The organism is Nonomuraea muscovyensis, from assembly GCF_014207745.1.
Taxonomy (GTDB): domain Bacteria; phylum Actinomycetota; class Actinomycetes; order Streptosporangiales; family Streptosporangiaceae; genus Nonomuraea; species Nonomuraea muscovyensis.
In genome coordinates this window covers 713,600-726,783 of record NZ_JACHJB010000003.1, presented here as the reverse complement: position 1 = coordinate 726,783, position 13,184 = coordinate 713,600, and the positions used below count along the sequence as shown (strand labels likewise).

Annotated in this window: 11 protein-coding genes; 3 read left to right on the top strand and 8 right to left on the bottom strand. The window is 70.8% G+C overall.

The annotated features are described in order from the left end of the window. Window positions 1–17 precede the first annotated feature (17 nt). Window positions 18–395, top strand: a complete 378-nt coding sequence (locus tag FHU36_RS35210) for a MarR family winged helix-turn-helix transcriptional regulator (protein WP_185088380.1) — start codon at window positions 18–20, stop codon at window positions 393–395. 128 nt (window positions 396–523) lie between these two features. Here the strand turns inward: FHU36_RS35210 and FHU36_RS35205 are convergent, their stop codons facing one another. The 6 genes from FHU36_RS35205 to FHU36_RS35180 all read right to left on the bottom strand — a co-directional run bounded on the left by FHU36_RS35205 (window position 524) and on the right by FHU36_RS35180 (window position 7,508). After that, complete coding sequence (locus FHU36_RS35205) at window positions 524–1,801, bottom strand: thymidine phosphorylase (protein WP_185088379.1); 1,278 nt, start codon at window positions 1,799–1,801, stop codon at window positions 524–526. Then, on the bottom strand, window positions 1,801–2,196 hold the full coding sequence (locus FHU36_RS35200) for a cytidine deaminase (RefSeq protein WP_185088378.1): 396 nt from the start codon (window positions 2,194–2,196) through the stop codon (window positions 1,801–1,803). The genes FHU36_RS35205 and FHU36_RS35200 overlap by 1 nt, the downstream gene beginning before the upstream one ends. Beyond that, a complete protein-coding gene (locus FHU36_RS35195) occupies window positions 2,196–3,491 on the bottom strand; it encodes an ABC transporter permease (RefSeq protein ID WP_185088377.1) in 1,296 nt (431 codons plus the stop codon). The genes FHU36_RS35200 and FHU36_RS35195 overlap by 1 nt, the downstream gene beginning before the upstream one ends. Next, window positions 3,488–4,627, bottom strand: coding sequence for an ABC transporter permease (locus FHU36_RS35190; RefSeq protein WP_185088376.1), 1,140 nt, complete (start codon window positions 4,625–4,627; stop codon window positions 3,488–3,490). Before FHU36_RS35190 ends, FHU36_RS35195 begins: the two co-directional genes overlap by 4 nt. Further along, window positions 4,627–6,255 carry an ABC transporter ATP-binding protein gene (locus FHU36_RS35185; protein ID WP_185088375.1) on the bottom strand — a complete coding sequence of 543 codons (1,629 nt, stop codon included), beginning with the start codon at window positions 6,253–6,255 and terminating at the stop codon, window positions 4,627–4,629. Before FHU36_RS35185 ends, FHU36_RS35190 begins: the two co-directional genes overlap by 1 nt. Window positions 6,256–6,431: 176 nt before the next feature. Continuing rightward, entirely contained in the window at window positions 6,432–7,508 is a 1,077-nt protein-coding gene (locus tag FHU36_RS35180) for a BMP family lipoprotein (protein WP_185088374.1), read from the bottom strand. A gap of 301 nt (window positions 7,509–7,809) precedes the next feature. Between FHU36_RS35180 and FHU36_RS35175 the strand changes: the two genes are divergently transcribed. Continuing rightward, window positions 7,810–9,696 (top strand): Xaa-Pro dipeptidyl-peptidase, encoded by a 1,887-nt coding sequence (locus FHU36_RS35175; RefSeq protein ID WP_185088373.1) that lies wholly within the window; start codon window positions 7,810–7,812, stop codon window positions 9,694–9,696. A gap of 118 nt (window positions 9,697–9,814) precedes the next feature. On the opposite strand, the gene FHU36_RS35170 is transcribed toward FHU36_RS35175, so the two are convergent. Further along, a complete protein-coding gene (locus tag FHU36_RS35170; RefSeq protein WP_185088372.1) occupies window positions 9,815–11,044 on the bottom strand; it encodes a M20 family metallopeptidase in 1,230 nt (409 codons plus the stop codon). A gap of 519 nt (window positions 11,045–11,563) precedes the next feature. Here FHU36_RS35170 and FHU36_RS35165 point away from each other — a divergent pair. Continuing rightward, on the top strand, window positions 11,564–12,967 hold the full coding sequence (locus FHU36_RS35165) for a peptide ligase PGM1-related protein (protein WP_185088371.1): 1,404 nt from the start codon (window positions 11,564–11,566) through the stop codon (window positions 12,965–12,967). Here the strand turns inward: FHU36_RS35165 and FHU36_RS35160 are convergent. Then, complete coding sequence (locus FHU36_RS35160) at window positions 12,927–13,133, bottom strand: SCO4848 family membrane protein (RefSeq protein ID WP_246503044.1); 207 nt, start codon at window positions 13,131–13,133, stop codon at window positions 12,927–12,929. The two genes, FHU36_RS35165 and FHU36_RS35160, sit on opposite strands and share 41 nt — an antisense overlap. Between the last annotated feature and the right edge of the window lie 51 nt (window positions 13,134–13,184).

Here is a 13,184-nt window from a genome sequence, read left to right as displayed (position 1 = left end):
GTGGTAGCCTCCGCGTCATGGACGAGGAGTTCGTCAAGACCTGGCACTACGTCCTGGCCAAACATGCCAAGGCCGTGTGCTCGCTCGAACGTGAGCTCGGCGACAAGCACGGGCTGGGCGCGAGCGAGTTCGAGGTGCTCGACCGCATCGTCGGCCACGACCGCAAGCTCCGGCTCCAGGAACTGTGCGACGAGGTCCACCTCAGCCAGAGCGCCCTGTCCCGCGTCGTCGCCCGCCTGGAGAAGTCCGGGCTCGTCACGCGCGGCGTCTGCGACTCCGACCGGCGCGGCGTCTTCGTCTGCATCACGGCCGAGGGACGTGCCCGCCACGGCGAGGCTCTCCCGACGCAGCGCGCCGTCCTCGCCGACGTCTTCTCCGACGCCCTCGTCCCCTAGCGTCCCCTGAGGTCCGGGCACTGAGGTCCGGGCGCTGACGTCCGGGCCATGACGCCCGGACGCGCGCGCCCGCGGACACGCACGAAGGCCGCCCCGGCCGGGAGGCGGGACGGCCCGATGCGGCCCGGCTAGGCCGTGATCCGGTCGATGACCAGCGGCAGCAGATCCTGCCCCGCCGCCCCGACCTCGTAGCCGCCCTCCAGCGCCGCCAGCGCCCGCCCGAACCGCTCCGGCTCGTCGGCGTGCAGCGTCATCAGCGGCTCCCCTGCCCGCACCTCGTCCCCGGGCTTGGCGTGCAGCACGATGCCCGCGCCGAAGGACACCGGGTCCTCCTTGCGGGCCCGCCCGGCACCCAGCCGCCAGGCGGCCAGGCCCACGGCGTAGGCGTCGAGCCGGGTCAGCACCCCGGACGCCGGCGCCGCCACGGTCGTCGTCTCGGCCGCCCGCGGCAGCGGCGCGTCCGGGTCGCCGCCCTGCGCGGCGATCATGCGACGCCAGGCGTCCATGGCCGAGCCGTCCTTGAGCGCCTCCGCCGGGTCCTTGCCGCCCGCGATCCCGGCGGCCTCCAGCATCTCGCGCGCCAGCCGCACGGTGAGTTCCACGACGTCGGACGGGCCGCCGCCGGCGAGCACCTCGACCGACTCCTCGACCTCCAGCGCGTTGCCCACGGCCCGGCCGAGCGGCCGGTCCATGGCCGTCAGCAGCGCCACCGTGCGCACGCCCGCGTCCGTGCCGAGGGCCACCATGGTCTCGGCCAGCTCGCGGGCCCGCTCCACGGTCTTCATGAACGCCCCAGAGCCCACCTTGACGTCGAGCACGAGCGAGCCGGTGCCCTCGGCGATCTTCTTCGACATGATGGAGGAGGCGATCAGCGGGATCGACTCGACCGTGCCGGTGACGTCGCGCAGCGCGTACAGCTTCTTGTCGGCGGGCGCGAGGCCCGAGCCGGCCGCGCACACGACGGCGCCCGCCTCGCGCAGCACCGCCAGCATCTCGTCGTTGGAGAGCGAGGCGCGCCAGCCGGGAATCGACTCCAGCTTGTCCAGCGTGCCGCCGGTGTGGCCGAGCCCGCGCCCCGAAAGCTGCGGCACGTACGCGCCGCACGCCGCCACCAGCGGTGCCAGCGGCAGGGTGATCTTGTCGCCGACGCCGCCCGTGGAGTGCTTGTCGGCGGTGGGCCGGTCGAGCGCCGACCAGTCCATCCGCTCGCCGGAGCGGATCATCGCCTGGGTCCAGTCGGCGATCTCGCGCCGGTTCATGCCGTTGAGCAGGATCGCCATGGCCAGCGACGACATCTGCTCGTCGGCGACCACGCCCCGCGTGTAGGCGTCGATCACCCAGTCGATCTGCCCGGTCGACAGCTCGCCGGAGTCGCGCTTGGCGACGATGACCTCGATGACGTCCATCAGGACGTCCTGGACAGGTCGTCGGGGCCGAAGGCGTACGGCAGGATCTCGGCCATCGGCTTGGGGCCGTCCACGGTCTCGACCAGCAGGTCGCGACCGCCGAACTCGAAGAGGAGCTGGCGGCAGCGCCCGCACGGCATGAGCAGCTCGCCGTGGCCGTCGACGCAGGTGAAGGCCACCAGCCGGCCGCCGCCGGAGGCGTGCAGCGCCGAGACCAGGCCGCACTCGGCGCACAGGCCGAGCCCGTAGGAGGCGTTCTCGACGTTGCAGCCGGTGACGGTCCGGCCGTCGTCCACCAGGGCGGCGGCGCCGACCGGGAACTTGGAGTAGGGGGCGTAGGCCTGGTGCATGGCCTCGGTCGCCTGGGCCCGCAGGCCGTCCCAATCGATGGTCATCAGTGCTGTTCCCCCCGGCGGTAGCGCACGCCGTCGGCCTTCGGCATCCGCAGCCGTTGCGAGGCCACGAGCAGCACGAGCAGCGTGAGCACGTGTGGTGTGATGTAGACGAACTCGTTCGGCAGCTTGTCGACCGTCATCCAGAGCCAGACCAGCACGATCGCGCCCGCGGCGGCGCCGGCCAGCAGCGTGTAGTCCCGAGTGCTCCCGGTGACGGCCACCTCGGTCTGCACGGGTGCGAGCATCGCGCGGATCCGGAGGCCGATGTAGATCAGCAGCAGCACCGCGCCGAAGAGCAGGAACGAGGTGACGGCGCCGGAGCTGCGCAGTTGCAGGCCGTCGGCGTAGCCGAACAGCGCGGCGCCGCCGGCCAGGCCGCCGGGCCGCCAGTTGCCGAAGATCATCGCGGCCAGGCCGATGAAGCCGCGGCCCCCGGTCTGCCCCTCGACATATTTCGTGCTGACGAACACCAGGAAGACGCCGCCGAGGCCGGCGAACGCGCCCGAGATGACGACCGCGACGTACTTGATCAGATAGACGTTGACGCCCAGCGACTCGGCCGCCCACGGGTTCTCGCCGGCCGAGCGCAGCCGCAGCCCGAACGCCGTGTTCCAGAGCACGAAGAACGTCAGCGGCAGCATCAGCACGGCCAGGATGACCAGCACGTTCACCCCGTGCGTGAGCCCGCGCAGGATGCCCGCGAGGTCGGACAGCAGGAACCAGTGCGTGCGCTCCAGGCTGCCCAGCAGGTCGGGGCCGGACGACAGGAACGGCAGGCTGACGTCGATCCCCTCGCCCTTCAGCGGCGGCGAGGTGGTGATGCCCGCGCCCGCCTCGCCGGCCGGGGTGCCCTCCTTGTAGAGCACCTCGGACAGGAAACGGGTGACGCCGGGGCCGAGCAGGTTGATGGCGACGCCGCTGATGATGTGGTCGACGCCGAACGTCACGGTCGCCACGGCGTGGATGAGCCCGCCCACGGCGCCCGCGAGCAGGCCCGCGACGAGGGCGGCCACGGGGCCCCACTGGTAGCCGGCCCACCCGGCGAACCAGGTGCCGAGCACCATCATGCCTTCGAGGCCGATGTTGACCACGCCGGCCCGCTCCGCCCACAGCCCGCCGAGGCCCGCCAGGCCGATCGGCACCGACAGCATCAGCGCCGCCGCGAACGTGCCGGACGAGGTGATGTCGTTCTGACCGGATATCACCCTGACCAGCGACATGAGCAGGATGAGCACGGCGACGCCGATGAGCGCCAGGTGGTACTTCCTGACCCGGGTGCCTGCGACGGTCGTCATGCTGCCACCTCAACGGGAGTGTTCCGGCCGAGCTGCTGTGCGGCCCGCCGCTCCTCGCGGCGCAGCGCCATCCGGCTCGTGATCTCGTTCGCGACCACCACCAGCAGCACGATCACGCCCTGCATGATCGCGATGACCGAGGGCGGCACGTTCGCGAACTGCAGCGGACCCTGCGCCCGGTCGAGGAAGCCGAACAGCAGCGCGGCCACCGCGATGCCGGCCGGCCTGTTGCGGCCCAGCAGTGCGACCGCGATGCCGAGGAAGCCGAGGCCCGGCGTGAAGTTGGAGCCGAAGTTGTGCTTGTCGCCCAGGATCTCCGGCAGGCCGATCAGCCCCGCGATGGCGCCGGACAGCACCATCGCCGAGATGACCATCTTCTTCGGGTTGACGCCCGAGGCGAGCGCGGCGGAGGCGTTCAGGCCGCTGGCCTTGACCTCGAAGCCGAAGCGGGTCCGCTCCAGCAGCACCCAGACGCCCACGCCGAGCAGGATCGCCACGACCAGGAAGCCCCACAGCCCGCCGCCGCGCGGCGCGGGCAGGCCGAGCATCTCGAACAGGACGTTCAGGTTGGGGAACCAGGCCGACTCCGGCAGGGTCGGCGTACTGGTGGTGAGCTGCCCCTCCGCCCGCGTGCCGGTGAACGGGCCGCGCACGAGGAAGGCCGCCAGGTTGATGGCGATGTAGTTCAGCATGATCGTGGAGATGACCTCGTTCACCCCCCTGCCGACCTTCATCAGCGCCGGGATCAGCGCGTAGAGCCCGCCGACCGCCGCCGCCACCACGATGATCACCAGGATCTGGATCGGGGCGGGCGCGGTGAACAGCGTGCCGACGTAGGCGGCGCAGATCGCCGCGATCCGGTACTGGCCCTCCACACCGATGTTGAAGAGGTTCATCCGGAAGCCGACGGCCACGGCCAGACCGGCGATGAACAGCGGGACCGCACGGTTGATCATCTGGGTGATGCCGTTGACCACCGCCCGCTCGGTCTCGCCGAAGTTGAACAGCGCCGCGAACGCGGCCTGCGGGCTGGCGCCCGCCGCGCTGATCGCGACGCTGGAGATCGCGACCGCCAGCACGATCGCGACCATGGCGCCTGCGACGGTGAGCAACGCCCGGTAGAGCCCTGCGGGCATCACGTCTCCTCAGTGCCGGTGATGGCGCCGGTCATGTAGCCGCCCAGCCGCTCCGGCGTGACGTCGGACGGGTCGAGCCGGGCGACGAGCCGCCCGCGGTAGATCACCCGCAGCGTGTCGGACAGGCCGATCAGCTCGTCCAGGTCGGCCGAGATCAGCAGCACGGCCAGCCCGGCCGCGCGGGCGTTGCGCAGGTGGTCCCAGATGGCGGCCTGCGCGCCGACGTCCACGCCGCGGGTGGGGTGGGCGGCGATGAGGAAGCGCGGCTCGCCGCTCATCTCGCGGCCCACGATCAGCTTCTGCTGGTTGCCGCCCGACAGGGCGAGGGCCAGGGTGTCGACGCCGGGTGTGCGGACGTCGTACTCCTCGATGATGCGCGCGGTGTCGGCCTTCGAGGCGCGCCGGTCGATCCAGGGACCCTTGCGGGCCGGCTTCCTGGTCTGGTGGCCGAGCACGCGGTTCTCCCACAGCGACGCCTCCAGCAGCAGGCCCTGGCGGTGGCGGTCCTCGGGGATGTAGCCGATGCCCGCCTCGCGGCGCCTGAGCGTGGTCCAGCCGCTGATGTCCTCGTCGCCCAGCGTGATCTCGCCGTGCACGGGCCGGATGCCCATGATGGCCTCGATCAGCTCCGACTGGCCGTTGCCCTCGACACCGGCGATGCCGAGGATCTCGCCGCGGTGGATCTCGAACGACACGTCGTCCAGGAGCAGCCGCCGGCCCTCCTGTCGCAGCCGGTCCACGTACTGGGCGACCGGGACGCCCTTCGGCGCGGGCCGGAACCCCTCGGCCTCCATGGTCAGGCCGGACACCTTCAGCTCCACCGTGTCGGTCACCGTGGACTCGCGGGTCTCGGGCGTCGGCAGCTCGCTGCCGACCATCAGCTCGGCGAGCTGCCGGGCGTTGACCTCGCGAGGGTCCACGCTGGCGACCGTGGTGCCGCGCCGGATCACGGTGATCGCGTCGGCGATGCTCAGCACCTCGTCCAGCTTGTGCGAGATGAAGATGACGGTCAGGCCGCCCGCCTTGAGCTCGCGCAGGTTCGCGAAGAGCTCCTCGACCTCCTGCGGCACGAGCACCGCGGTCGGCTCGTCGAGGATGAGGATGCGGGCGCCCCGGTAGAGCACCTTGAGGATCTCCACGCGCTGGCGGTCGCCGACGCCGAGGTCCTCCACCAGCCGGTCGGGGTCCACGTGCAGGCCGTGGCCGCTCGCCAGCGCCTCGATGCGCCGGCGGGCGCCGGCCCTGTCGAGCACGCCGATCGTCGTCGGCTCGGCGCCGAGGACGATGTTCTCCAGCACGGTGAAGTTGTCGGCCAGCATGAAGTGCTGGTGCACCATGCCGATGCCCGCCGCGATCGCGTCGCTCGGCGTGCGGAACGACCTCTCCTCGCCGTTGACGCTGATGGTGCCCTCGTCCGGCTTCTGCATGCCGTACAGGATCTTCATCAGGGTCGACTTGCCCGCGCCGTTCTCGCCCACGATCGCGTGCACCGTGCCGGGTTCGACGGTGATGCGGATGTCGTGGTTGGCGACGACGCCGGGGAAGCGCTTGGTGATGCCCTCCAGCCGCACGGCGGGTGGCGCCGTGGCGAGGGCCTCGGTGTTCACTGGTCGCTCACCGTTCCTCATTCGCTGCGCGGACCCGTTGGTTGCTCACGTTGACTCCGCTTCGCTGCGAGCCGTCTGGTCCGTCCCGCTCGGGCCAGCCGGCTCCCGGGGTCGCCGGGCACGCTGGATCGGGGCGGATAGAACGAAGGCCCGGGGTTCGGGACTCCGGGCCCTCGTTCGGGGTTTCCTGTTCCAGGTTACGGCTTCGCCGGAACCGTGATCTTGCCGTCGACGATGTCCTTCTTGGCCGTGTCGAGCTTGTCCTTGATGTCGTCGATCTCGCCACCGGTGGTGGCCAGGCCCACGCCGTCGACCTTCAGGTCGTAGGTGACGTTGCTGCCGCCCTTGGCGCCGCCCTGGAAGGCCTTGATGTACTCGAACACGCCGACGTCCACGCGCTTGAGCATCGAGGTCATGATGACCGACTGCAGGTCGGTCTCCTTGATGGTCTGGCGCTGGTCGGAGTCGACGCCGATGGCCTTCTTCTTGGCCGCGGCTGCCGCCTGGAAGACGCCGAGGCCGGAGTCGCCGGAGGCGTGGTAGACGATGTCGGCGCCGTCCTGGTACATCTTCTCGGCCGCGACCTTGCCCTTGTCGGGAGCCTTGAAGCCGCTGAAGTCACCGTCGGGCGTGAGGTACTTGACGTCGATCTTGGCATCCGCCTTGACCGACTTGACGCCGGCCGCGAACCCCGCCTCGAACTTCTTGATCAGGTCGTTCTCGACACCGCCGACGAAGCCGACGTGGCCGCTCTCCGACTTCGTCGCCGCGGCGACGCCCGCCAGGTAGGAGCCCTGCTCCTCGGCGAACAGCAGGCCCGTCACGTTCGGCGCGTTGGAGGCGGAGTCCACGACCGCGAACTGGATGTCGGTGTACTCCTCGGCGACCTTCTTGATGTCCTCGCCGTAGGCGAAGCCGACGCCGATGATCGGGTTGTAGCCCGCGTCGGCGAGCTGGCGCAGCAGCTCGCCTCGGTTGCTGCCGTCGGAGGCCGGGCTCAGCTCCTTGATGTCCGCGCCCAGCTCGGTCTTGGCCTTCTCCAGGCCCGCGTAGGCGGCGTCGTTGAACGACTTGTCGCCGCGCCCGCCGATGTCGAAGGCGAGACCGACCTTGAGAGCACCCGCCTTCGGCGCGTCGCTGCCGGCCCCCGCGCTGGGCTGGGCACTCGCCGAGGTGTCGCCACCCGTGTTGCCGCTACCGCAGGCCGCGGCCGCCATGAGCATGGCGCCGGCCACGGTGCCGACCGCCATCCTGCCGAATCGCTTGCTGAGCAAGTCGACTCCCTTCCATTTTCCCCGCCGTCAGACTTCATCGCAGGCGCGAAGAAAAGTACGGCAACCCTGCACGGAAGATAGTTGGTTGCCCAGGGCGGTCCAAACCGGCACACAGTGTCGAAACCGCTCCGTTATCGACATCAGTCGCGTCCGTGACCTGACCCTGGGGTGGGCCGACGGGGTCGCGCCCGGAAAGATCTCCCGAGGTTGACCCCGGAGGGACCCTTGCCGGGGCGGCGATCATGACAGAGATTCCCGTCATAGACCGATTTTTCGTGTGGAGCTCTCCTGTGGAGATCGCATGCATCCTCGCAAGGTCCTCGCCGTACCGCTGGTCGCGGCGCTCGTCCTCACGCTGACCGCGACGGCGCCCGCGCGCGCCGACGTGCCGGCGATCAAGGTGGCGGACAACGCCACCCAGCCGGTCTTCTCCCGGGCCGAAGCCGTCAGGCAGACGGTCTACGTCGAGGTGGCCGGAACCGACAGCGACGGCGACGGCCGTCCCGACCGCGTCGCCGTGGACGTCCTGCGCCCCAAGGAGACCGAGCAGGGGCTCAAGGTCCCCGTGATCATGGAGGCGAGCCCGTACTACGCGGGCGGCAACGACGTCGTCAACCACGTCGTGGACGTCGACGAGCACGGCAACCCGCTGCCCGGCCTGCGTTCCCTCGCCGGGCAGAAGCTCCTCCCCGAGCCGTTCGACGGGTACTACGACAACTACTTCGTGCCGCGCGGCTACGCGATCGCCCTCGTGGAGAACCTCGGCAGCGGACGCGCCACCGGCTGCCCCACCACCGGCGACCGCAACGAGACCGCGGGCCCCAAGGCCGCGATCGACTGGCTGAACGGCCGCGCCAACGGCTTCACCGCCGAGGGCGAGCCGGTCACCGCCGCCTGGTCCACCGGCAAGGTCGGCATGATCGGCGTCTCCTACAACGGCACCCTGCCCAACGCCGTCGCCGCCACCGGCGTCGAGGGCCTGGAGACGATCGTGCCGATCGCGGCGATCTCCTCCTGGTACGACTACTACCGGGCCAACGGCGGCGTGGTGGCGCCGGGTGGCTTCCAGGGCGAGGACGCCGACGTGCTGGCCAAGTACGTGCTGACCCGCGCCGACGGCGAGCGGGTGTGCGCCCCGGTCATCGAGCACCTCACGGCCGCGCAGGACCGCATCACCGGCGACTACAGCTCCTTCTGGGACGCCCGCAACTACCTCAACGACGTCCGCAGGGTGAAGGCCGCCGTCTTCGTGGTGCACGGGCTCAACGACTGGAACGTCAAGACCAAGCAGTTCGCCCAGTGGTGGTACGCCCTGGCCGAGCAGCGGGTGCCGCGCAAGCTCTGGCTGCACCAGGGCACCCACATGAACCCCTTCAGCCTGCGCACCGCCGAGTGGCTGCGCCAGTTGCACGGGTGGTTCGACCACTGGCTGCACGGCATCGACAGCGGCGTCATGCGCGAGCCGCAGGCGGACGTCGAGACGGCGCCCGGCACGTGGGAGCGGCACCGCTCGTGGCCCGTCCCGGGCACCCGGCCGATCCGCCTCCGGCTCGGCGCCGGCGCCTCGCTCGGCCTGCTCCCCCGCCCGCTCTCGTCCCGGGAGTCGTTCGCGGACCAGAAGACCCGCACCGCCGAGCAGCTGGCCGAGTCGGCACCCGCCCCGGATCCCCACCGCCTGGCCTACCTCACCACCGCCCTCCCCTCCGACGTCCGCGTCTCCGGCACGCCCGCGGTGACCGTACGGGCCTCGCTGCGTGACGGGGCGTCGCCGTACCTGACGGCGCTCCTGGTGGACTACGGCACGGACGTCCGCCCGACCGGCGCCCTCGTCGCCACCGGCGAGACTCTCTGCTACGGCCAGGGGGTCCCCGGCGACACCGGCTGCACCGCCCTGCGCCGCCTGGCCACCGCCGAGACCCCGTACAAGATCGTCACCCGCGGCTGGCTCGACGTCCGCAACCGCCAGCGCCCCGACCGCACCGACCCCGTCCGGCCGGGCCGCGAACACACCTTCACCTGGGACCTCCAGCCGACGGACCACGTCTTCAAGAAGGGTCACCGGCTCGGGCTGGTGATCCTGTCCACGGACCGGGACTACACGCTCCGCTACCCGGAGGGCACCAAGATCACCGTCTCACCGGCCCGCTCCTCCCTCACCCTTCCCCTCACCGTCGGCCACCTCCTCTGACACCCCCGGCATGGTGTGCGGACGGCGTGGGTCCCCTCCTGCGGAACACGCCAGGGGCCCGGCCGCGCGAGCAGCCGGGCCCCTGGTCAGGCTTCCGGTGGCACGCCACCGGGACGGTCTACGCGAGTGTCGTGATCGGGTCCGTGGCCGTGACCGGCCGGGACTCCCACAGGGCGGTCAGGGCGGTGGCCGCCATGAGCCGGACGCCCATGCCGATCGCCTCCTCGTCGACGTCGAAGGTGCCCTGGTGGATGTCGTACGTCCGCCCGCCCGGCGACCGGGTGCCGAGCCGGGCGAAGGCGCCGGGGATGGACTCCAGGTACCAGGCGAAGTCCTCGCCGCCGAGCGACTGCTGGGTGGGGGCGACCGAGCCGGCGCCGAGGGCGCGCTGCGCCGCCTCCGCCAGCATCTCGACGCTCATCTCGTCGTTGACCACCGGCGGCACGCCGCGGGTGTACTCCATCTCGGCCTCGACCCCGTAGGCCCCGGCGACCGACTCCAGGAGCGACTTGATGAGGTCGGGGGCGACGTGCCAGGCGTTCTCGTCGAGGCAGCGGACGGTGCCCTCGGCGATGCCGTCGTCGGGGATGGCGTTGGCGGCGGAGCCGGCCTCGACGCGGCCCCAGACGAGACTGAGCGAGCTGCGCGGGTCGATGCGGCGCGACAGGGCGGCGGGCAGCTCGGTGAGGATCTTGGCCAGGGCGAAGACGAGGTCGGCCGTCAGGTGCGGCCTGGCGGTGTGACCGCCCGGGCCGGACACGCGGACGGCGAGCCGGTCGCAGGCTGAGGTGATGGGGCCCGGCTTGAGCCCGACCTGGCCGACGTCGAGCCGGGGGTCGCAGTGGAGGCCGAAGATGCGGTCGACGCCGCTGATGCCGCCCTGCGCCATGACCTCGAGCGCGCCGCCGGGCAACTCCTCGGCGGGCTGGAAGATGAGGCGGACCCGGCCGGGCAGGAGGCCGGCGGCGGCCTGCTGGGCGAGGAAGAGGGAGGTGCCGAGCAGGATCGTGGTGTGCACGTCGTGACCGCAGGCGTGGCAGGCCCCGGGGACCGTGGAGCGGTAGGCCGCGTCCTTCTCGTCCTGCAGGGGGAGCGCGTCGATGTCGGCGCGCAGCGCCACCGTCGGACCGTCGCCGCTGCCCACGTCGCAGATGATGCCGGTGCCGCGCGGGAGCACGGAGGGGGCCAGCCCGGCGGCGGTGAGCCGCTCGACGATCCGCTGGGTCGTGCGGTATTCGGCGAAGCCCAGTTCAGGATACATATGCAGGTCGCGCCGGAACGCCACCAGATCCCGCTCCGTCTCCGCCAGGAACGCGTCGAGTTCGCCTCGCAGCTCACGTCCCCGCATCAGTCACCGTCCCGTCCCGTGCCGTGCGATGTGTACTGCCCTGAGAAGCACGGCCTATATCGTCAAATATCCTTGTCGTCCCGTCACTCGGCTCACTGTGGCCACTGTCCGGTCAGGGCAGCGGCCCGGCGAATCGCACGCCGAACCCCTGGGTCTCGGTGCCGGGGATCGTCAGCACGGGCGCGGTCTCAGGTCTCCGGACGGAGCTCGACCGCTGCAGCCCGGGATCTCGGCGGGTGGCCGTGAGCCCGATGGCGATGTCTTCGACTTTATCGCTCCCGCGAGCCTCCCCGCGGACAACTACACCAAAAGTTAGCCGACGGCATGCCCGTAACCCCGGGTCATCACAGGGAGTGACGGCCGACTGGCCCGGAAATAGTCACAACGGATCATTAGATGGTGACCCCATGGCGCCGGTCCCAAACGTGGTGGCCGATTCCGAATCCTGTCACCTTACGGCATGGCGATCATACTGCGGCGCTTGCTGCGTTCGCGAAGTATGCGTGTTTCACTCGCCATATGATCACTAAAATCCCGTTCGGGGAGAAGTATGCACAGTTAAGCATCTTCGAGCCGAGCGAGGGGACCCTGGTGGTCGTGCCCTCGCTCTCCCTGCCGCAGGACGAGCTCCGCCGCATCACCGGGGCGAGGTGCTACGAGGAGCGACTCCTGTTCCTCCTCCTCACGCTGCGCGAGCCGGCGGTCAGGGTGGTCTACCTGTCCTCCGCGCCGATCGACCGCGACATCGTCGACTACTACTTCGGGTTCCTGCCCGACCCGGACGACGCCGCCAAGCGGCTCACGCTCATCAGCCTCGACGATCCCTGCTCGCAGCCGCTGACCAGGACCCTGCTGTCACGGCCCGACGCCATCGAGCGGGTCCGGCAGGCCGTGGACGGCGACGCGTGGATGGTCCCGTTCGTGCTGAGCGAACTGGAGGAGGAACTGGCCTCGCTACTCGGCGTCCCCATCTACGGACCGGCCACGTCGCTGGCGCACTACGGCTCCAAGAGCGGAGCGCGCGAGGTCGGCCAGGAGGCGGGCGTGCCGATGGCGCGCGGCTTCGGCGACCTGCGCACGGCGGCCGAGATCCAGGACGCGATCGACGCACTGCCCGGCGAGCGGGTCATGGTCAAGCTGAACGACGGCTACTCCGGCCTCGGCAACGCGATCGTCAGCAAGAACGGCCGCTCGGCCGTCAGCTTCTCGGCCGCGGGCGAGACCTGGGACACCTTCAGCGCCAAGATCGTCGAGCGGGGCGCGGTGGTCGAGGAGTTCATCGAGCACCGGCCGCTGTACTTCCCGAGCGCGCTGGCCAGGATCACCCCCGGCGGCACCTACGACGTCGTCGCCACCCACGACCAGGTGCTCGGCGGCGCCAACAACGACGTGTACCAGGGCTGCACGTTCCCCGCCGCCCCGGAGTACCGGGCCGAGGTCGGGGCGTCGGCCGAGGGCATCGCCCGCATCATGGCGGAGCGGGGCGTGGTCGGGCTGTTCGGGATGGACTTCTTCGCCCTGAAGACCGACGCCGGGTACGCGGCCCTGCTGTGCGAGATCAACCTGCGCATCGGCGGCACCACCCATCCGTTCGGCGCGGCGCTGCTGACCACCGGCGCCACCTACGACCCGGGCACCGGGCTGCTCATGGTCGGCGACCAGCCCAAGTACTACACCGCGACCGACAACTGCGCCGCCGCGTGCCTGCGCGGGCGCTCGCCGGGCGAGGTCGTGCGGATGGTCGAGCGGCTGGGCCTCGGCTTCGACACCGCCCGCCGGACCGGGAACGTCCTCCACCTGCTCGGCGCGATCCCCGAGCACGGCAAGCTGGGCTTCACCTCGATCGGCGACACCCGCGAGGAGGCCGACGAGCTGTACCGGATCACTCGCCTCGCGCTCTGCGGAACGCCCTCCAGCCGATGACGCCCAGCACGGCGCCGAGCACGAGGTTGACGGCGATCAGGACACCGTGCACCACGTAGAAGCTCGTCGGGTGACCGTCGGCCAGGTTAAACCCCAGGTTCACCCACTCGAAAATCATGAACACGCCGAGCATCATGAGGAATCCGGCGATCTTTCGCGACATCATCACCCCTCCAGTATCGAGGCCGGAGCTTCTGGGGATGTGTCGGCACATGTG